Raw genomic sequence first — 20,098 nt, 5'->3', positions numbered from 1 at the left:
GCCCTATGGTCGTTCCCACGTGCCACGACCGCATCAATCGCCAAGGGGGGCCACGATGCAGGCGAAGGAGACGTTGTTCGCCGATCTCGTTCAGGGGAGGGCCCAGCAGTTCCAGGTGCCGCTCTACCAGCGGACGTACTCCTGGACGGAGAAGCAGCTCAAACAGTTGTGGAGCGACATCCTGGAGCAGGCCGAGCTGATCGAGCGCGGGGAGAAGGTGAACACGCACTTCCTGGGGTCCGTCGTCCTCGCGCCGTCTCCGCAGAACGAGGCGACGTTCCCCCGCTGGCTCGTCGTCGACGGCCAGCAGAGGCTGACCACGCTCTCCCTCGCCCTGGCCGCGATCCGCGATCACATCAGGGAAGCCGAGCCCGACGAGGCCGAGCGCATCGACGAGGAATACCTGATCAACAAGCGGAAGAGCGGCAGCGACCACTTCCGGCTGCTGCCGACCCAGGCGGACCGGTCGCAGTTCGCCGCGCATGTCCGCGGCCCACTCACGGGACAGGCCGCTGGCGGCGGTGTCGCCGCGGCCTACACCTTCTTCCGCCGCAAGCTGGTCGAGGCCGCCGATCCCGCCGCCCCGCAGGACGTGTTCCGCATCGAGCAGGCGATCACCTCCCGGCTGACGCTGGTCGCGGTGACCGCCGAGCGCGGCGACAACGTGCACCGCATTTTCGAGTCCCTCAACAACACGGGGCTCAAGCTCAGTCAGGCGGACCTGCTGCGCAACTACCTGTTCATGAAGCTGCACACCCACGGTGAACACGTCTACGAGACCTACTGGCTGCCCCTGCAGGTCAGTCTGAGCAACGAAGAGCTGGAACAGCTCATGTGGCTGCAACTGGTCCTCGACGGCGATGACCGGGTGCGCCGCCAGGACCTGTATGCGGCCCAGCAGCAGCGCTTCGAGCGCGGTGAGGCAAGCGAGGAGCAGATCGAGGCGTACATCAGGGAGTTGCACCGTCGTGCCGCTCTCTTCCGTCGGCTGCTCCACCCTGAGGAAGAGTCGGACGCGACCGTCCGCGCCCATCTACGCCGCCTGGACACCTGGCAGGCCACGGCCACCTACCCCGCGCTGATGCTGCTGCTCGACCGGCGCGAGCGCGGGGAACTCGACTCCGCGGACACCGCGCGTGCGATGTCGTACGTAGAGAGCTTCCTGGTACGCCGGATGATCTGCAGGGAGCCACCGAACAGCCTCAACAGGATCTTCCAGGCCGTCCCCGGGCAGCTACCGCTCGACGTGCCCGTGGCCGACGGGCTGCGCCAAGTGCTCTCCGCCGACAACCGGTTCTGGCCCGACGACGAGAACCTGCGCGAGAAGATCCGCAAAGCGCCCTTCTACCAGTTCGGACGCCCACCGCAGCGGAAGATGGTGTTGCAGCGGCTGGAGGAGAGCTACGAGCATCCCGAGCCGGTGGACTTCGCCGCCGCGCAGCTCACCGTCGAGCACGTCATGCCGCAGTCCCCCGGCGACGAGTGGCTGCGCATGCTGGGCGAGGACGTGGCCGACGGAGAGAGCGCGCAGGACCTGCACTCCCGGTTGCAGCACACCCTCGGGAATCTGACGCTCACTGCGGTCAACTCGGAGCTGTCGAACCACCCCTTCGAGCGCAAGCAGGGCCTGCTGCAGGGCAGTCACCTGGAGATGAACCGCCGCATCGCCGCGACCGAACGCTGGGGCGCGCAGGAGATCCTCGCCCGCGCCGACGAACTCGCCGACCGGGCGGTCGCGTTGTGGCCGGCCCCGCTGAGCGGAGTCGGCCGTGCGGAGCGCAGCCGGGACTGGCACCTGGCGCACCAGGTCCTCGCGGCCCTCCCCCACGGCACCTGGACGTCCTACGGCGACCTCGCCGCGTTCCTCGGCTCCGGCGCCCAGGCCGTGGGCAACCACATGGCGGGCACACCAGGAGTGGTCAACGCGTACCGGGTGCTCACCTCCGAGGGAAAGGTCTCCGAGGGCTTCCGCTGGACATCCGAGGACGAGGAAGGCGACGTCCGTTCCCGACTGAGCGCCGACGGTGTCAGATTCACGGTGACCGGAGCCGCCGATCCGGCGCAACGCCTCTCCTCCGACGACCTCGCCCTGCTGGTCGCCGAGGACGACGCCCAGGCCGAGGGCGAGGGCACAGCACAGCGCACGACGGGCGGCGGCCAGGGGGAGGAGACACGCGCCGACCGGTTCTTCCGCCAGCTCGCGGCGGACGACTCCCCCGAGACGGTGGCGGCGGTCCGCGAACTCCTCTCCCGCTGGGAGGAACTCGGCGGCTGGATCGGACATGGGGCGGGTCAGGTCACGACCAGCGCGTTCCTCATGCTCGGGGAAGCGGGCGCGCCGGGCCGTGGCATCTGGCCGCTGACGCTCTATCCGGGCGGTGGGCGGGGCGGCACGGCGGAGGTGGTGTTCCAGCACCTCGCCGCACGAGAACCGTTCACCGACCGGGCCCTACGCGCCGAACTCCTCAAACGGCTGAACGAACTGGAGGGCGTCGACATCCCGGAGGGCAAGCTGGAGCTGCGCCCCGGCTTCCGTCTGTCACTGCTGGAGAAGGACCGCGATCGAGAGCTGCTCGCCGAGACCCTGGCATGGTTCAGGGACTGCTGGGAGAAGCGGGGCGCGGCCTGAGGGGACCGGCAACAGCCTGCACCCCGGCTGGAGCGGGTCAGAGATCGTCCGGGAGCAGCCGGAACGCGGGGTGGCCGGTCAGCGGTCGCATCATGCGGAAGTGCCGATCCGTCGTGAACATGTCCGCCGTCTCGTAAGCGGCCGCCAGAGCCACGCTCATCGCGTCCGCGAGCCCCACCCCCGCACCGGAGTCCGCGTCCGCATATCCACGCATGACCGCGAGGGCGCCCCGTAGGTGCGGGGCGCTGTCGGGAACCGTGAAGCGGCGGGCCTCCGTCTGACGCGCGATGAAGTCCAGAGCGTTCAGAGAGGCGGCGAGACCGATTCTCTGCGTCAGGAGGTAGTCGAGCTCGGCAAGGACCAGCGGGGAGACCACGAGGTGCCCCACACGGGCGAGCGCTTCCCGGTGGGCCGCGTGACGGGGATCCTTCGCTACGAACATCCGGTACAGCGCGTTGGTGTCGGCGATCGCGACCGGAACGTCACTCATCGTCGCCGTCCGAGATCCCCGCGCTCCCCATGCCCCGCAGCGTCGCCTCGATCTCGTCGTCATCGAGGGCCGGGCCGCCGAGGTCCGGGAAGTCCAGATCACCCATCGGATCCGTGCGGAAGGGATAGGCGGGGCTCGATGGCCGGGCGCCACCGCCGGAGTCGGGCGAGTCCCCCTCCGTCACCGGCGACAGTATGGCGACCGGCCGCCCGTTCTTGGTCACCGTGATCCGCTCGCCACGCTCGGCGGCGGCGAGGATCTTCGAGGCGTTCTGGTTGAACTCGCGAGCGGTCGTCTCCATGTACTACACGGTACTACCATACGAGCGCGCACTCAGCCCAGACGGTCTTGCCCGGCCCGTCCGCACGCGGATGCCAGCCCCAGCGCGCGGCCAGGCGCGATACGAGGAGCAGCCCGCGGCCGGTTTCCTCGACGCCCGGGCCGTCCTGGGCATCCTGAGTTCCGGGGGGACGAGGGAGGCGTTCGGCGCGGGTGTCGGTAACCTCGATGCGTACCGTGCGGCCGTCGCCGGTCGCGTGGACGCGGAGGCGGAAGTCCCGGCCGAGGACGTGGCCGTGCCGGACGGCGTTGGCGGTCAGCTCGGCGACGATCAGGAGGAGGTCGTCGTGCGGGTCGGTGTCGTACGGGATTCCCCATTCCGCCAGTCGGAGGGCTGTCAGTCGCCGGGCCAGGCGGGCTCCACGTGGCGTGGAGGTGAAGCGCATCTCGAAGGTGCGGCCCTGCTCGGCGGGGGCGGTGATCAAGTGCGGGGCGGGAGTGGCGAGTTCAGTGGTGCCGGTGAGGCTGTCAGGCTTGGTCGTCATGCCGATTACGGTCCCGCCGGTGGCGTAGCGTTACCAGTGGTGACGCACTGACGCGGACTGGCTGTACGCGCGGTGTACGTGCCAGTACGAGGTGGGCTGCGTAACGAGGCGGTGGGCGGGATGGCGGAGCGCAGGGATGCGGATGCGGGTGGCCTGCCAGGTGAGGACGGCGGAGCGGTCCTGAGCCTAGGGGGCGTGTGGGAGAGCGACGACGGGGCGGTACGGCGGCCGGAGGACGAGGCCGGGAAGGGCGTGGTCTGCGCGTTCGGCAAGAACATGAAGACCCTGCGGCTGCGGGAGGGGCTGGACCGTGAGGAGTTCGGCAGGCGGCTCGGGTACTCAGCCTCGACGGTCGCGTCGTACGAGCAGGGACGGCGGATCCCGTCGGCCCGGACGATCGACCAGGCGGATGAAGTGCTGGGCGCGGAGGGGTTGTTGAGCGTATGGAAGGACGAGGTGGAGCGGGCTCAGTATCCGGGGTTCTTTCAGGGAATGGCGAAGTTGGAGAAGGAGGCCATTGAGCTGCTGGCGTACGACACGCTCGTGGTCAAGGGGCTGCTTCAGACCGAGGAGTACATGAGGGCGTTGCTGGGAATGCGGCGTCCGCCATTGGACTCGGAGACCATCGAGCAGCGTGTAGCGGCGCGACTGGCCCGCCAGGACATCTTCGACCGGCGTCCCGCACCGCTGCTGAGCTTCGTGATGGAGGAGTCTGTGCTGCGGCGCCCGTACGGCGGAAAGAGCGTTCTGCGGGCGCAGTTGGAGCAGATCCTCCTGATCGGCCAGAAACGGAACGTCGAGATCCAGGTCATGCCGCTCGACCGCGAGGAAAGCGCAGGGGTGGACGGTCCCTTCACGGTTGTCACGCGCGATGACGGCAAGAAGTTCGTGTACGCCGAAGCACAGGGAACCAGCGCCCTTGAGACCGACCCGAAGCAGGCGGCTCTCGCTGCAGCACGCTATGGGATCATCCGATCACAGGCTCTCACCCCGCGGGAGTCACTGGAGTTCATCGAAAGGTTGCTGGGATCGCTATGAACAACGCCGAGTCCTCGACCGTCACCTCTGGCCTCGCCTGGTTCAAGAGCAGCTACAGCGGAGCCGAGGGCGGCGACTGCGTGGAGGTCGCCGCTACGACCGCCGTACACGTCCGGGACTCCAAGGACGTCACCGGCCCCGTACTCACGGTGTCGCGCGCGGCTTGGGCGGGGTTCGTCGAGCTCGCCTCCTCGGAGCGGCTTTCCTGACGTTCGTACGGTCGCGCGAGCCCTGCCGGTTCCAGCCTGACGGCAGGGCTCTCATGTCCGGCTCGGCCTTGCCGCCCAGAGCGTGGGGCTGTGACATATAGGCCCTGCGGCGAGGGAATCAAGGCGTGACATGCGCTCGGTCAGCCTCGGAAGCAAAACAGGGTCGCCCACCCGCACTCCCCCAGTAGGCTCGTACATCGATCAAGGCGCAGGCATCACCGTGCCAACGATGCGGATCACACCGCCCCGGAAAGTGGTGACACAGCATGAGTGCGGTCGGCTCGCCCGGCACCCGGAACGCCAAGCTGGCCCGGCTGGCCCAGCAGTCCAGGAACTTCGGCTTTCTACTGCCGCACACCCCCCTGCTCGTGGCCTACGGGGCAGCAGCCGAGAGTTACGTCTTCAGCGACCCCAACACTTCTTTGATCAAGTCGCGGCAGTTCGCTGAGACGCTCGCCGCGGACCTGGTCCGCAGGGCCAGGATCAGAAACGCGGGCACCACACAGTTCGAGCGGCTGAAGGCCCTCGACAAGGAGGGGTACCTGCACGGAAATGTTGGGGCCGCCTTCCACGAGGTCCGCACCCTCGGCAACGACGCCAATCACGGTGACCACGACAACTCCGACGATGCCTTCCGGGCCCTGCGATCCTGCTTCAGGCTCGGAGTCTGGTACCACCGCCTGCTGACCAGCTCGCGCGAGCAGATCGCATTCGTACCCCCGGACCCGGCCCGTACCCCGGCCGCACACAACCAGCGTCTGCGCGACGAGGTGGCCCAGGCCCGCAAGGCCCTCGAGGAAGCCCGCCTCACTTACCAGGGCCAGGCGTCCAAGGCGGAGGCCGAGCAGGCGGCTCGGGCCGCCGCCGAACGTGAGCTCTCCGCGGCTCGCGCCGAGCAGGGGGATCTCGCCCGTTCGATCGCTGCGCTCCAGGAGCAGCTGAAGCAGGTCGAAGCGGCCCAGGAAGCCGACTACGCACGGCAGCGCAGGGCCGAAGCCACCGACAGCTCTGCGGCCTCCGCCGCCGTCGCAGAGCGCGCCCGCCTCCTCGACAACGCCGAAGCAGCCGCCCGCGAGCCCCTCACCGAGGTGCAGGTCCGCGCCCGCCTCGACCAGATGCTCACCGAGGCCGGCTGGCAAGTCCAGGACGTCGCGGAGCAAAATCTTTGGCACCAGGGCGACCACCGGGGCAACGGTGTCGCGGTCCGCGAGACCACCACCGCACGCGGCCGGGCCGACTACGCGCTGTACGTGGACCGCAAGCTGGTCGGTGTCATCGAAGCCAAGCGCGAGGGGGCCGACCTGTCCGCCGCCGAGGCCCAGGCCGACCGGTACGCCGACCACCTCACCGACGCCCAGCAGCGGATGCGCGCGTGGAGGCGGGAGGAACCCCTGCCGTTCCGTTACGTGAGCGACGGTGGCGAGACCCGCTTCCGCAGCACTCTCGACCCCGACTCCCGTACCCGCCGGATCTTCTCCTTCCACCAGCCACGCACTCTGGCCCGCTGGATCCGCCAGGCCGACGAGGACCCACAGGCCCCGAGCTACCGCGCCCGCCTCCGCTGGCGCATGCCCGAACTGGACGAACGGCCGCTGCGCCCTGCGCAGATCTCCGCGGTCCACGGGGTGGAGGACTCCGTCGCCCTCGGCAGGGGCCAGCAGGGCATGGGCCAGTCCCGCTCGCTGGTACAGATGGCCACCGGCGCCGGCAAGACCTTCACCGCGGTGACCTTCTCGTACCGAATGCTGAAGCACGCGCGTGCCGAGCGAGTCCTCTTCCTCGTCGACCGCAACAACCTGGGCGACCAGGCAGTTGCCGAGTTCGAAAACTTCATCACCCCTGACGGTGCCCGCAAGTTCGCCGACCTCTACCACGTCCAGCGGCTCGGCGCCGAAGGCATGAAGCCGTCCTCCAAGGTGGTCGTGTCCACCATCCAGCGTCTGTATATGGAACTGACCGGCGAACGCCCGCCGGGCGCCCCCACGGAAGACGCCGAGGGAGAACAGCCTTACGACATTCCCGGCCCGGTCGAGGTCGGCTACAACCCGGACATCCCGCCGGAATCCTTCGACCTGATCGTGGTCGACGAGTGCCACCGCTCCATCTACGGCAAGTGGCGCTCGGTCCTGGAGTACTTCGACGCGCCCATCGTGGGCCTCACCGCCACTCCGGTCGCCCAGACCTTCGGCTACTTCAACGGCAACCTGGTCAGCGAATACACCTACCAGGAGGCCGTCGCCGATAGCGTCAACGTCGACTTCTCCGTGTATGAGATCGGCACCCGGATAACGGCCGAGGGCGGTGTCATCGCCCAGGGCACCATCCCGGTCCGCGACCGCCGCACCCGGCGCCAGCGCTACGAGGACCTCGACGAGGACCTCGAGTACGGTGCGAACCAAGTCGGTGTGGGCGTCATTAGCAAGGACCAGCTGCGCACCGTGATCCACACCTTCCGGGAACGGCTCTTCACCGAGATCTTCCCCGAACGCGGCAAGCGTGACGGTTCCACTGGTGAGCTGCTGTGGGACGAGATGTACGTCCCCAAGACCCTGGTCTTCGCGAAGAACGACAACCATGCCGAGGAGATCGTCGAAGTCGTCCGTGACGTCTTCGGCAAGGGCAACGACTTCTGCACCAAGATCACCCACGCGGCGAAGAAGGCTGATGAGCGCCTCGCGGACTTCCGTAACCTGCCTCAGCTGCGGATCGCCGTCACCGTCGACATGATCGCCACCGGCACCGACGTGAAGCCCTTGGAATGCCTGCTCTTCCTGCGTGATGTGAAGAGCTGGGCCTATTTCGAGCAGATGAAGGGCCGCGGCGCCCGCACCCTCTCCCTCACCGAATTCGAGAAGGTGACGCCCGGCGTCGGCCCCAAGACCCGGTTCGTCATCGTCGACGCGGTGGGCGTCACCCGGAAGAAGAAGGTCGACGCAGCCCCTCTGGAGCGCCATACCGAGAAGCAGGTCAGCCTGGAGAAGCTGCTTCGGAAGACCGGGGCCGGCACCATCGAGGAGGAAGAGGTCTCCACCCTCGCCGCCCGCCTTGCCAAGCTCGACATCCAGATGACCCCAGAGGAGCGCGGCGAGATCGAGCAGCTCACCGGCGGCCGCCCCCTCAAGGAGATCATCCACGGCATGGTCCGCGCGGTCTCGGCTGACGACCAGCAGAAAGTACGGGACGCCGCCCACCTGACCGGCCGCGACCCCGAGCGGGAGGTGCGGGCGCTGATCGACCACGCGGTCCAGCCCCTCGCCGCCGCCCCGAAGCTGCGTGCCCGGCTGCTAGAGATGCGTCGCGCCAAGGACATCCTCTACGACGAGACCAGCCGAGACGAGCTGGTCACCGCAGGGGCCGTGCTGGAGGACAAGGCGGCCTCCCGCGACGTCGTCACCAGCTGGCGCCAGTACATCAACGACAACCGCGACGAAATCGCCGCCCTCGCCATCGCCTTCAACGCCGACTCCGACACCCCACCGGCCGACGCCCTGCGCCACTTGCAGAACGTGGCCCGTGCCATCGCCCGCCCCCCACGCGCCTGGACACCGGACCGCCTGTGGACCGCCTACGAGCAGGTCGGCGAAGCCGCCCTCCGCGGCGCCCACGCCCGCCGGACAGCGGCCGACCTCCTCGCCCTGCTCCGCTATGAACTCGCCGGCGGAGCCGAACACTGCGCCCCCCAGCCGATCCCGCACGAGGAACGCGTCCGCGAACGCTACGCGGCCTGGCTCACCCGCCAGCAACAGGTAGGCGTGTATTTCAGCGACCGGCAGCGCTGGTGGCTCGACCACATCGCAGCCGCCACGATCGAACGTGTACGCTTCGACACCGCCGACCTCGACTACGCCCCGTTTGCCGCCCGTAATGGCACGGACGGCTTCCTCGCCGAATTCGGCGAACGACAGGCCGAACACATCATCGATGAACTCGACAGGGAGCTGAGCGCGTGACGGGGACCGCCGTGGAGGCCGGTAACGGAGGCGGAAGCAACAGCGCTTCCGGTGTGGCGGACAGCAACCCAGGATTGCCAGACGGATGGGCCATCGCGGCCATCGGCGAACTGTGCGACGTAAATCCGCGTGGATTCGACGAGGAGCCAAATGACGATGACTTCATCTCACAGGTTCCTATGGCCTCGGTCGAAGCCGAGACCGGACGGATGGACCCATCAGCGCTGGTCCGTTACGGCGACTTCAGGAAAAAGTCCCTGACTCGATTTCAAGAGAACGACGTCCTGTTCGCCAAGATCACGCCATGCATGGAGAACGGGAAGATCGTCCAGGCAAAAGAGCTAGCAGGTGGACGGGCGCTCGGCAGCACGGAGTTTCATGTACTCCGCAGCCGTGGGGCTCTTCTCCCCGAGTACCTGACGCATTACCTATTGCAGCGGCGCGTGCGGAAAACAGCGGAACCATACATGTCCGGCGCCGTGGGGCAGCGGCGAGTCCCCCGCCCCTACCTCGAAGGGCTCCAGATCCCGGTCCCGCCCCTCGCAGAGCAGCGCCGCATCGTTGCACGGCTTGACGAGCAGCTGGCTCACGTCGAGGCTGGCGAGGCCTCCGTTCAGACAGCACTTGGCAAGTGTGAATCCTTCGTGGAGCAGATCCTCGCCTTGGGAACGAGCGGTGGCCTGAGTCACACTGATCGATTCCCTACCGATATTTCACCCGCAGACTCAGATGATGGCGAACTCCCCGATCTCCCTGCAGGATGGAATTGGAGGCGACTTGGTGAGATCGCAGCCGTCGTTGGTGGAATCACCAAGGACAGCAAGAAACAGAGCGATCCCGACTACATCGAAGTCCCCTATCTTCGCGTAGCTAATGTGCAACGCAGTCGACTCACACTGGACAGAGTAGAAACTATCCGGGTACCCCCCGCTAAGGCCAAATCTCTCCGGCTCGCCCCGGGCGACGTACTCCTCAACGAGGGAGGGGACCGCGACAAGCTCGGCCGGGGATGGGTTTGGGAGGGGCAAATCGATGACTGCATTCACCAGAATCATGTCTTCCGAGCCCGTGTAATTGGTGACGTTCTTTCACCTCTGCTCCTTGCATGGCATGCGAACAGTTTCGGGAAGGCCTGGTGCGACCGCAACGGCAAGCAGACGGTGAACCTCGCGTCGATCAGCCTTCGCAAGATAAAGCTGCTTCCTGTCCCTGTTCCTCCACGCGATGAGCAGGACGATCTGGTCAAGCTCATCGAGAACTACGTGGAACAGGCCGAAGCTTTTCGGCAGACAGCGAAAGCGTCCCTTGCACAGGTTGCCGACCTAAGAGCCGCCCTTCTCCACGCCGCCTTCACCGGCGCCCTCGTCCCCCAGGACCCCACCGACGAGCCCGCCTCCGCACTGCTCCACCGCATCCGCGCCCAGCGCTCCGCTGCCACCGACACGAAGAGCACGCGACGCCGCACCCCGCGCACTAGCAAGTCGACCGGCAACCCCGGTCAGGGAGAACTGCCCCTGTGAGCACCATGAGCACCGACAAGCCCGTCACCACCCCAGCGCAGGACTCGCCCCAGGAAACTGTTCCCCTGGGGCCTCAGGCCACGCCGAAGGCGACCGCGGCCGAGTCGACCAGCACTCTCGTCAATCGCCTCTGGTCATACTGCGAACTCCTGCGCCACTCCGGGGTCTCCACTCTCGACTACGTCGAGCAGCTCACGTACCTCCTCTTCCTGAAGATGGCGGACGAGCGGGCCAACCGCCCGGCCAAGTTCCGCCGCAACATGCCGGAAGAGCCTCTCGTTCCTCCGGGCCGGGACTGGGCGAGCCTGACCACCCGCTCCGGTGACGCGCTGCTGGATCACTACGAGTTCGTCCTCAAGGACCTCGGCTCGCGTGGCGGCACCATGCTCGGTGAGGTCTTCGCCAAGTCGAGCAACAAGATCCACGAACCGGCCGTCCTGGAGCGGCTGATCAAGGACCTGATCAACCCGTACCGCTGGACTACTGAGGACCAGGACCTCAAGGGCGACGCGTATGAGGGCCTGCTGCAGCGCGGCGCCGAGGACCGCAAGACCGGCGCCGGCCAGTACTTCACTCCCCGCCCTGTCATCGACGCCATGGTCGACTGTGTCCGGCCCCAGGTCGGCGAGACCATCACCGACCCGGCCTGCGGAACCGGCGGCTTCCTCATCGCCGCCCACGCCCACCTCAATCAGCACTACCAGGAGCAGCTCTACGGTGACGAGGGCCGCAAGCTGCAGACCGGTGCGATCACCGGCTACGAGCTGGTCCGGGAGACCGCCCGTCTGGCGCTGATGAACATGCTGCTGCATAACATCGGCACGTCCGAGGCCAAGCCGCTGATTACCATGCAGGACTCCTTGGCGAAGTCTCCGTCGCGGTTCTACGACATCGTCTTCGCCAACCCGCCCTTCGGCGTCGGGTCGGTGACGGGCGAGGCGTACACCGCCCGTAAGGACTTCTGGACCCAGACCACCAACAAGCAGCTCAACTTCGTCCAGCACATCTACAACCTGCTGAAGACCAACGGCCGGGCAGCCGTCGTCCTCCCCGACAACGTGCTCTTCGAGTCAGGTGCCGGCGAGACGATCCGCCGCAACCTGCTGAACCTGTGCGATGTTCACACGCTGCTGCGCCTGCCGACCGGCATCTTCTACGCCAACGGTGTCAAGGCCAACGTCCTGTTCTTCGACAAGACCGGTCAGCGCACCGGAGGCCGTCCTGGCACCAGACGGCTGTGGGTCTACGACTTCCGCACCGACCAGCGCTTCACCCTCAAGCAGCGACAGTTGCGCCGCGAGCATCTGGACGACTTCGTCGCCGCGTTCCATTCGGGCGGCACCGATTTCTCCGCTCGTAAGCCTACTGATCGCTTCCAGGCTTACGATTACGAAGAACTGATCACTCGTGACAAGGTAAATCTCGACCTGACCGTCCTCCGATCGGAAACGGACTCCGCGCAAAAGGCCCTCGCGTCGCCCGACGTGATCGCCCAGGAGATCGTGGACGAACTGGAGGCCGCTTTGGCCGAGTTCACCACCGTGGCCCGTGCCCTGAAAAAGGAGGCGGCTCCGGAGAGCGTCACGCGAACGGGACCGACCAGCACCACCGACGACGACAGCGACGAAACAGGGGAAACCCGCGCGGGGTAGGCCCGTCCTTCCGTCACCCGAGCCCGGGCCGGGAGGGCAACCGGCCGTGGCCCGGACTCGGGTGACAACGGAGGGAAGCAGAGCGGGATGGGTACGGGGCGGGGCAGTACTGGGCCGGGAAGCACGAGTGGGATGTCGGGGATTCCGCCGCAGAGTGGGCAGCTTGAGCGGCACTGGACCGCCGAATCGATCGTCCGCCGCTGGTGGGCGTTCTACAACGACAAGACCAGCATCCGGGCCCTGACAAAGATCGAGTTCGCTGAGCACATCGCCTATCTGATCTTCCTCAAGCTCGATCACGAACGCGCAAACCGGCCGGGCAAGTTCGCCTCCCGTCCGGTCGCGCCCTCGATCGACACATGGCCACACCTCGTCGAACGCGGCGGCGAAGACCTGCACAGTTACCTGGCCCGCACCATGCGTACGCTCGGCGCGCCGGCCCCGGACAATCAGCGCCGCACCACCGCCAGCGTCCTCTTCCATGACGCCCAGCCGTGGAACATCGACCGGATGAGCGAGCTGCGACAGCTCATCACCGAGGAAATCCACCCCTACCGTTGGGCCCAGGTCCCCGACGGCGAGCTCGGACGGGCCTTCGCCCAGCTTCTCTCCGACTGCTACGACGACATGCTGAAGAAGCGCGAGACCGGGCAGTTCCTGACCCCACCGCCGCTCCTTACCGTGGTCGCCAAGGCCCTCGTACTCACCCCGGACGACCGGGTCATCGACCCGGCCTGCGGCATAGGCAGCACACTGATCGCCGCCCATCGCGAGATGGAGAGCCACGGCACCAAGGTGGACGCCTCCGCCATCGCGGGAGCCGACATCGATCCCCAGATGTGCCGTCTCGCCACCATGAACGTGCTTCTCAACACCCGCCGTCTGTTCGCGGGGATTCCCCCGATACAGCGTTCGGACTCCCTTTCCCGCAGGGCAAGGGCGATTCAGCGGCAGGACCGGGATGTCGCCGCGACCGTGGCTCTGTGCAACCCGCCCTTCAAGAGCACTGACGCGGCCGTCGATACCACCCACCGCGACGACTTCTGGGCGCCCAAGGCAGACCTTCCCACCAACTTCCTCCAACACATCGCCATCACCTTGCCGCAAGGTGCGCGAGCCGCCGTCTTCGCCCCCGACAGCGTGCTGTTCGGTAAGGGCGCCGCGGCCACCGTACGCCGCAATCTGCTCCTCAACTGCGACGTACACACCCTGCTGCGCCTGCCCACCGGCATCTTCCGGGGCACCAACTCCAAGGCGAACATCCTCTTCTTCACCAAGTCCGCCCCGCGCCCCAGCGGCGAGCCCGCCACCCGCACCCTGTGGGTCTACGACGCCCGCACCGACAACCACCGCACGGACACCGGCAACCCTCTCACCGAGGACGACCTCTCCGACTTCCTCGCCGCCTACCGCCCGGACTACCCCGACCACAGCAGCCGTACTCCGTCCCGCCATTTCAAGCCGTACCCCGTGGCCGAACTTCTGGCCCGCCCCAGCACGAGCCTGGAGCTCTGGGCCGACCTCACCGAAAACCGCCAGGACCTCGGTTCCCCACGCGACATCGCGGCCTCCATCGTGGCCGAACTGAACAGCGCGAGCAGCAGCTTCCAGGCCGTCGTGGACTCACTCGCCCCCGGCCAGTGACAAGCACCCACCGCGTTCCCCACGCCCCGCACTCTTGACCGCCCCGCACGGGAGAACCATGAACACCCCTCCGCGCCGCCCCGACGTTCCCACCCAGGTCCGCCAAGTCGCCAACTTCCTCGACGCGACGTACGGCGGCCTCATCGACATGAGCGACTTCGGCAACCGCAGGCCGGATGACCTCGTCATTGCGCGGCGGTCCCGTGCCCTTGCCGCGCATGCCGTGCGCATGGTGACCGACTGGACGCCCGCCCAGGCGGCGGCCTGCGTCATCGACGGCGGCAACGACCAGGGGATCGACGCGATCGCCGTCAACCAGGACACCGCGCACATCTACCTCGTCCAGTCCAAGTGGAGCGAGACAGGCACTGCCAAAGCCGATGAGACCGCAGTCCTCAAACTGTTCTCCGGACTCACCCTGATCGACGCGGGGGAATCCCGCCAGTTCAATCCGCGCGGCCGTGTCCTGGCAGAGCAGGCCAAGTCGCTGCTGGGCTCGGACCTGACCAAGGTGACCCAGGTGATCGTCCTCATGGGGACGAAGGAACTCGCCCCAGGGGTGCGCCAGGCCATCGAGAACGGGGAGAAGGATTTCAACCACGACGGAACCCACATCTTCCACCGTGTGATCCACTCGCCGGAGATCTACGCGCAAGCCCGTACCGACCAGAGGCCCGAGCCGATCACCCTCGAGGTGACGATGTCTCCATGGTTCGCATGCTCGCCTTCCAACCAGCAGGCCTACCAAGGCGTGGTGCAGGCAGAGCAGATCGTGGAATGGGCGGAGTACGGCAACCGACTCTTCGACCACAACATCCGCAACCCGCTCGGGCTGACCCCCATCAACAGCGAGCTGGTGGAGACGCTCACCGAAGAGCCCGCCAACTTCTGGTACTTCAACAACGGCATCACCATTCTGTGCGACTCCCTGGAGATCGAGAAGGGATCCAAGAAGCAGCCGGAACGTCTCCCGCTCCGCCTCACCGCGCACGGCGCAAGCGTGGTGAACGGGGCGCAGACCGTACGTGCCGTCATCGACGCGGCCAAAGAGGACGAGCAGGCGGAGTCGGCCGAGGTCGGGGTCCGCATCATCGTCACCGGCGGTGACACCGACTTCGCCCAGCGCACCACCCAGGCCACCAACCGGCAGAACCACATCACCGACCGCGACCGCATCGCCCTCGACCCGGTACAGGCCGTCCTGATCGAGGAGTTCCGGGCCGAACTCGACCTGGTGTACAGCGTCCGCCGAGGCGAACTGGAGCCCCAGGGGGACGAGGGCTGCTCCGTCGTCGAGGCCGCGTGCGCGCTGGCCTGCGCACACTCCGCCAGCCGCTTCACGGCTCGGCTAGTGGCGGCCGACTCCACCGACGTGATGTGGCAGCGAGGCAGCGGATCCATCTACGACCCGCTGTTCCGTTCCGTACCCGGAGTCTTCGAGGTCTGGAACGCCGTACGTGCCCTCCGCGAGACCCGCAAAGCCCTACGTACCGTGCGCGACCAGTACGAGAAGCGCGGAGCCGCCGTCATCGACGATGGAGCCTTTCTCCTCACCCATCTCGTCTTCCGCCAACTGCTCGCAGAAGACGCGGGCATAGGCGAGCCTGACCCCGCGGACCCCACCGCCGCCTGGTGCGTCAAGGCCTGCAACCGGATCCCCGAACTACTGGAGCGCACGGTGCCCGTAATGCTCGGCGTACTGGACTCCCGGCACGGAACACGCTCGGATCTCAAGCGGGTATGCATCGACGACGCGGAGTGCGCAGCGCTCGTGACCGATGTCCTGGACGTGCTGTCCGCGGGAGGCCAGACGCAGGATGTGTCCCCGTACCTCCGCAAGGAAGAGCGGCCCCGCAAGCCGCGCCGCCCCAACTCGGTCCACGTCATCGTCAACCAGGGAGCGCTCCGCGAAGGCGCACCCCTTCGCCTCAGCCTCTACGTACCGGCCGAGCAAGAAGCGCTAGACACCTGGCTCGCAGCAGACGAGAGCCGCTCGCGTGCCTCGTGGACAGGAAACACCGGCAAGGCACTCATCTGGGAGTACGACCGCCAGCGCTACTCGCCTAGTGGCCTGGTCTCCCGCATGTGGGAACTGGCCGGTTGGGAGGGACGACCGGTCTCCAACCAGGGCACCGCTCGCTGGATCACCCAGGACGGTGAGACCCTCGCCGAACTCGCCGAACGCCTTCTCGGAAACCTAGAAGGGGAAGGCAACGAGTAGGCCGTATGTCAGCAGCCTGCGCGGAACCACCCGAGCCAGAGGCCCTTGGCGGCAGACGAGTCGGGCTATACGCCGGGTTCTGTCGCCCGGCTGCCTCGCGGCGGCCGGGGAGACGGCCATCCATCTAGGACCGGCGTTGCCGCCGGTCTCGTGCGGTCTACCCGCGGACTCGGGCGGGCAGCCCTCGAACGTCCGCGCAGGGCCGCCTGTCACCAAGCGGCCCCTTTTGACCTTGCTCCAGGTGGGGTTTACCTAGCCGCCTGAGTCACCTCAGGCGCTGGTGGTCTCTTACACCACCGTTTCACCCTTACCGAGGACCGAGGTCCCCGGCGGTCTGTTTTCTGTGGCACTGTCCCGCGGGTCACCCCGGGTGGCCGTTAGCCACCACCTTGCCCTGTGGAGCCCGGACGTTCCTCGGGAAGGTCCGCAAGGACCTCCACGCGGCCGTCCGCCCGGCTCGTCTGCCGTGTGGACCATGGTACCGGGCGTGGGGTGCGCCTTGGTCCGGTCGTCGCCGTCGCCGTCGCCAGGACCGAGCCGGCGAGGATGAGGGCGAAGGCCGCGACGGTGCCGGGGGTCAGGCGTTCGTCGAGGAAGAGGGCTCCGGCGGCGACGGCGACGGCCGGGTTGACGTACGTGATCACCGTTGCCCGTGTCGGGCCCGCCTCCTTGATCAGTTCCAGGAAGGCCACGAAGGCGACCGCGGTGCAGATGACGCCGAGGCCGGCGAGGGAGGCGAGGACCTGGGCGGAGGGGGTTGAGGAAGGCCAGGTGGCGGCTGCCGCGGGGGCGTAGACCAGGGCTGCCAGGGTCAGGCAGGGGGCCGTGAGGTGGAGTGACGGGACGTCCTTGAGGTGGCGGGCGGCTATGACCGGGGCGGTCGCGTAGCCGACCACCGTCAGCAGCACCTCGGCGAGCGAGCGGGCGTCGCCGCCGGTCAGGTGCGGGACGGTGAGGACCGCGACGCCGGACAGGCCGAGGGCCAGGCCGGTCATCCTGCGGGCGCCGAGGCGTTCCGTGTCGCCGAAGAGGCGGGCGGCGGCCACGCCGACGATCGGTACGCCCGCGATCAGCAGGCCCGCCGTGGAGCTGGAGAGGTGGCGCTCGGCGTCCGTGAGGGTCCACCACGGGACCATGATCTCGATGCACGCGAAGGCCAGCATGGGGCGCCAGTGGGTTCGCACGGTCCGGGCGAAGCCGGCGAGGCCCCCTTGGCGGATCGCGAAGGGGAGCAGCAGCGCGGCGCCCACCGCGCAGCGTGTGAACACCACCATCGACGGGGACACGCCGTCCACCGCCACTTTGATCATCAGGTAGGGGATGCCCCAGACCACTCCCATCAGGGAGAACAGGAACCAGCCGCGTGCAGTCATGGGGGCAGTCTCGGCGGCGTCAGCGTCCGCCGTCTTGAACGCTGTTGCGGTACGCCGCCGGGGTCACCCCCAGCACTCTGCGGAACCAGCGCGTCAGGTGCGCCTGGTCCGCGAAGCCCACGAGCGGGGCGACCTCGGCGGGGCGCAGGCCGCTCTCCAGCAAGGCGCGAGCCCGGTTCACCCGGTACTGGGCCAGCCAGGCGTACGGCGGTATCCCCATCGTCGTACGGAACGCGCGCAGGAGCTGGTAGCGGGAGAGGCCCAGGTCGATGGCGAGGGAGGCGAGTGACGGGGGTGCCTGGAGTTCGTCGGCGAGGCGGTCACGTACGGCGTGGGCTATGTGGGCCGCTCCCGGGACCGTGTCGCACGCCGGGCGGGCCGTGGAGTGGCGGCGGGCGAGGGCGGCCAGCAGCCAGGGGAGGCGGGACTCGGCCTCCAGGGGGTCGGGGCAGATGCTCAGGTCGGTGGGGGTGATGCGCAGGGCCGCGGCCAGTTCGGGGTCGTCGAGGACGGGGTCCCGGAAATGCGGGGGGCTGCCCAGAACGCCCTCGGTGAGGAGGGAGGGCTCGGCGTACAGGGCCCGGTAGGCGTAACCGTCGGAAGCGGCCGGACCGCCGGTGTGCATCTCGCCCGGAGCCAGGACGACGATCGAGCCGGGGGCGGTGTGGATGCGGCCGCCCCGGTAGTCGATGATCTCGGAGCCGCCCACGCAGACCCCGATGGTGAACTCTTCGTGGGCGTGCGGTGCGTAGCGGTGCCGGTCGAAGCGGGCGGTCAGCAGGTCGACGGGCCGGCCGCCGCGGCCGAGGGTGGCCCGGGTCCAACGGGCCTCTTCACGTCGTGCCCCCATGGCCGCCTCCCCGGTCGTCTCGTCAGAGGTGCAACGCCGGCGGCCCGCGTTTCCATGCCGGCAAGGATCTCGCCGCTTGACCTTGCCGCAACGTCAACGCGAACTGGCTACCTCTGTACCGCACTTCACCTTCCTGGGCCGGGAACGCCGACTGCGTCTCGTACGGCTGCACGCGGATGACTCCGCCGAACTCGTGCGGGCTCTCACGCAGGCGCGAACCGCACCTTCGCCGCACCCGGGTCGGCCTGGGTGAGCCGTACCCGCAACCGCTCCCCCAGCGGCAGCCTGGCCGTGCCGCCCGCGAGCCGGGCCACGACCGCCGGGGACTCCAACTGGACGGTTCCCACGGTGGGTTGGCGCTCCTCCACGTCCACCACACAGCCGTCGAAGATGTCCCCGACCCGGTCCCTCAGCAGTGCGGCCTCGACGATGTCGACGCACTCGCGTTCCACGGTGCTCGCGCGCCGGGAGCCCTCGGCCATCTCCTTGGGGAGGGTGTCGAGGGCGGTGAGGACCCAGTCGGGGGGTGGTTCGTCTGCGGCGGCGGCCAGGCAGAGTTCCGAGGCGTACCGGTCGACGAGTCGCCGCAGGGGGGCGGTGCAGTGGGCGTAGGGCGCGGCCACGGCGGCGTGGGAGGTGACGTCCGGGAGGGCGCCGCCCCGGAACACCGTGTAGCCCGCGCCGCGCAGCAGCGTCGTGCACTCCTGGAGGAAGGCGGCGTGGCGCAGCAGGTGCGGGTCGAGGGAGCGGACGAGCTGCGCGTACGAGACGTGGTGCGGCCAGTCGATGTGCAGTGCCCTGGCCGTGCGGCGGAGGCGGCCGACCGCGCCGTCGGGGGTGGCGGGCAGTGTGCGTAGGACGCCCGTGCCGTGGGCGAGCATCAGGTCGGCCGCCGCCATCCCGGTGAGCAGGGAGATCTGCGCGTTCCAGGCGTCGGCGGGGAGCGGGGCGCGGTAGACGAGTTCGTACGTCCCGTTCGTCTCGATGATCTCCTGCTCGGGGACGTTGAGGGAGATCCCGCCGCGCTCCACCTCCAGGCGTTCGCGCAGCGTCCCGATGTCCTTGAGGAGGGCGATCGGCTCCTCCGCCGTGCCGTCGTCGATCCGCTTCTGTACGTGCGCGTAGTCGAGCTTGGCGCGGCTGCGGACGAGGGCCCGGCGTACGCCGACGGCCTCCGTGCGGCCGTCGGTGTCCAGGTCGATCGTCCAGAGCACGGCCGGGCAGGTCTGGTCGGGGAGGAGGCTGGCGGTGCCTTCGGAGAGCCGGGTCGGGTGGAGCGGGACCTTCTCGTCCGGGAAGTAGAGGGTCGTCACACGGCGGTGCGCCTCGGCGTCCAGGGCGCCGCCGGGGGCGACGAAGGCGGCGACGTCGGCGATCGCGTACCGGACGCGGTAGCCGCCGCCGTTGTCGCGGCGGGACAGGTGCATCGCCTGGTCGAGGTCGGTGGACGTCGGCGGGTCGATGGTGAAGAAGGGGATGTCCGTCGCGTCGTGGGCGGGCAGCCGGGGTGGCCGGGCGGCCTCCTCCAGCACGCCCGGCGGGAAGCTCGCGGGCACACCGAGCTCGGTCCGCAGGGCGCACAGGGCGGCCTGCAGGGGAGCCCCCGGTACACAGGTGGCGCGGATGTGGCGGCACGGCATGCGTCGAGCGTAGGTCGCGGGCCTTCGGGCGGCACCCCGAGCGCGTTCGACGCCCGGG

13 protein-coding genes, 1 other RNA gene and 1 pseudogene are annotated in these 20,098 nt (G+C 68.2%); 8 read left to right on the top strand and 7 right to left on the bottom strand.

All coding sequences use genetic code 11. The annotated features are described in order from the left end of the window. Positions 1–55 precede the first annotated feature (55 nt). A complete protein-coding gene (locus OG819_RS22580) occupies positions 56–2,629 on the top strand; it encodes a DUF262 domain-containing protein (RefSeq protein ID WP_266651018.1) in 2,574 nt (857 codons plus the stop codon). A gap of 37 nt (positions 2,630–2,666) precedes the next feature. Here the strand turns inward: OG819_RS22580 and OG819_RS22575 are convergent, their stop codons facing one another. From OG819_RS22575 to OG819_RS22565, 3 genes are read right to left on the bottom strand one after another with little or no spacing between them, the layout of a single operon-like run. Continuing rightward, positions 2,667–3,119, bottom strand: coding sequence for a PIN domain-containing protein (locus OG819_RS22575; protein ID WP_266651017.1), 453 nt, complete (start codon positions 3,117–3,119; stop codon positions 2,667–2,669). Continuing rightward, positions 3,112–3,420 carry a type II toxin-antitoxin system prevent-host-death family antitoxin gene (locus tag OG819_RS22570; RefSeq protein WP_266651016.1) on the bottom strand — a complete coding sequence of 103 codons (309 nt, stop codon included), beginning with the start codon at positions 3,418–3,420 and terminating at the stop codon, positions 3,112–3,114. The genes OG819_RS22575 and OG819_RS22570 overlap by 8 nt, the downstream gene beginning before the upstream one ends. A 13-nt stretch (positions 3,421–3,433) precedes the next feature. Further along, positions 3,434–3,943: an ATP-binding protein gene (locus tag OG819_RS22565; protein WP_266651015.1), complete on the bottom strand. Its 510-nt coding sequence runs from the start codon at positions 3,941–3,943 to the stop codon at positions 3,434–3,436. Positions 3,944–4,063: 120 nt separating this feature from the next. Here OG819_RS22565 and OG819_RS22560 point away from each other — a divergent pair, with 120 nt between their 5' ends. The 7 genes from OG819_RS22560 (at position 4,064) to OG819_RS22530 (ending at position 16,177) form a co-directional block, all read left to right on the top strand. Next, positions 4,064–4,981: a helix-turn-helix transcriptional regulator gene (locus OG819_RS22560; RefSeq protein ID WP_266651014.1), complete on the top strand. Its 918-nt coding sequence runs from the start codon at positions 4,064–4,066 to the stop codon at positions 4,979–4,981. Further along, positions 4,978–5,190, top strand: coding sequence for a DUF397 domain-containing protein (locus OG819_RS22555; protein WP_266651013.1), 213 nt, complete (start codon positions 4,978–4,980; stop codon positions 5,188–5,190). The genes OG819_RS22560 and OG819_RS22555 overlap by 4 nt, the downstream gene beginning before the upstream one ends. A 266-nt stretch (positions 5,191–5,456) precedes the next feature. Continuing rightward, positions 5,457–9,140 carry a DEAD/DEAH box helicase family protein gene (locus OG819_RS22550; RefSeq protein WP_266651012.1) on the top strand — a complete coding sequence of 1,228 codons (3,684 nt, stop codon included), beginning with the start codon at positions 5,457–5,459 and terminating at the stop codon, positions 9,138–9,140. 53 nt (positions 9,141–9,193) lie between these two features. Continuing rightward, the gene (locus tag OG819_RS22545) at positions 9,194–10,660 is read left to right on the top strand and encodes a restriction endonuclease subunit S (RefSeq protein ID WP_266651011.1); all 1,467 of its coding nucleotides are present in this window, start codon (positions 9,194–9,196) and stop codon (positions 10,658–10,660) included. Between the two features lie 5 nt (positions 10,661–10,665). Beyond that, the gene (locus tag OG819_RS22540; RefSeq protein WP_266652806.1) at positions 10,666–12,312 is read left to right on the top strand and encodes a class I SAM-dependent DNA methyltransferase; all 1,647 of its coding nucleotides are present in this window, start codon (positions 10,666–10,668) and stop codon (positions 12,310–12,312) included. A gap of 132 nt (positions 12,313–12,444) precedes the next feature. Further along, a complete protein-coding gene (locus tag OG819_RS22535) occupies positions 12,445–13,956 on the top strand; it encodes an N-6 DNA methylase (RefSeq protein WP_266651010.1) in 1,512 nt (503 codons plus the stop codon). Positions 13,957–14,014: 58 nt separating this feature from the next. Next, on the top strand, positions 14,015–16,177 hold the full coding sequence (locus tag OG819_RS22530; RefSeq protein WP_266651009.1) for an AIPR family protein: 2,163 nt from the start codon (positions 14,015–14,017) through the stop codon (positions 16,175–16,177). Between the two features lie 52 nt (positions 16,178–16,229). On the opposite strand, the gene rnpB is transcribed toward OG819_RS22530, so the two are convergent. From rnpB to OG819_RS22510, 4 genes and pseudogenes are all read right to left on the bottom strand, one after another. Next, an RNA gene (gene rnpB, locus OG819_RS22525) (RNase P RNA component class A) lies at positions 16,230–16,637 on the bottom strand. A 76-nt stretch (positions 16,638–16,713) separates the two neighbouring features. Further along, a pseudogene (locus OG819_RS59115) lies at positions 16,714–17,487 on the bottom strand (DMT family transporter); the annotation flags it as partial. Between the two features lie 82 nt (positions 17,488–17,569). Further along, entirely contained in the window at positions 17,570–18,400 is an 831-nt protein-coding gene (locus OG819_RS22515) for an AraC family transcriptional regulator (RefSeq protein WP_266651008.1), read from the bottom strand. Between the two features lie 203 nt (positions 18,401–18,603). Continuing rightward, positions 18,604–20,040: an RNB domain-containing ribonuclease gene (locus OG819_RS22510; protein WP_266651007.1), complete on the bottom strand. Its 1,437-nt coding sequence runs from the start codon at positions 20,038–20,040 to the stop codon at positions 18,604–18,606. Positions 20,041–20,098: the final 58 nt, after the last annotated feature.

Source organism: Streptomyces sp. NBC_01549 (assembly GCF_026339955.1).
GTDB lineage: Bacteria > Actinomycetota > Actinomycetes > Streptomycetales > Streptomycetaceae > Streptomyces.
Note: the sequence above shows the minus strand (reverse complement) of the source record. Positions and strands in the feature narration are given on the sequence as shown.

Bases quoted from the DNA above. Each gene is read 5' to 3' on its own strand.
- OG819_RS22580 (WP_266651018.1), top strand. From the start codon at position 56: ATGCAGGCGAAGGAGACGTTGTTCGCCGATCTCGTTCAGGGGAGGGCC.
- OG819_RS22575 (WP_266651017.1), bottom strand. From the start codon at position 3,119: ATGAGTGACGTTCCGGTCGCGATCGCCGACACCAACGCGCTGTACCGG.
- OG819_RS22570 (WP_266651016.1), bottom strand. From the start codon at position 3,420: ATGGAGACGACCGCTCGCGAGTTCAACCAGAACGCCTCGAAGATCCTC.
- OG819_RS22565 (WP_266651015.1), bottom strand. From the start codon at position 3,943: ATGACGACCAAGCCTGACAGCCTCACCGGCACCACTGAACTCGCCACT.
- OG819_RS22560 (WP_266651014.1), top strand. From the start codon at position 4,064: ATGGCGGAGCGCAGGGATGCGGATGCGGGTGGCCTGCCAGGTGAGGAC.
- OG819_RS22555 (WP_266651013.1), top strand. From the start codon at position 4,978: ATGAACAACGCCGAGTCCTCGACCGTCACCTCTGGCCTCGCCTGGTTC.
- OG819_RS22550 (WP_266651012.1), top strand. From the start codon at position 5,457: ATGAGTGCGGTCGGCTCGCCCGGCACCCGGAACGCCAAGCTGGCCCGG.
- OG819_RS22540 (WP_266652806.1), top strand. From the start codon at position 10,666: ATGAGCACCGACAAGCCCGTCACCACCCCAGCGCAGGACTCGCCCCAG.
- OG819_RS22535 (WP_266651010.1), top strand. From the start codon at position 12,445: ATGTCGGGGATTCCGCCGCAGAGTGGGCAGCTTGAGCGGCACTGGACC.
- OG819_RS22530 (WP_266651009.1), top strand. From the start codon at position 14,015: ATGAACACCCCTCCGCGCCGCCCCGACGTTCCCACCCAGGTCCGCCAA.
- OG819_RS22515 (WP_266651008.1), bottom strand. From the start codon at position 18,400: ATGGGGGCACGACGTGAAGAGGCCCGTTGGACCCGGGCCACCCTCGGC.
- OG819_RS22510 (WP_266651007.1), bottom strand. From the start codon at position 20,040: ATGCCGTGCCGCCACATCCGCGCCACCTGTGTACCGGGGGCTCCCCTG.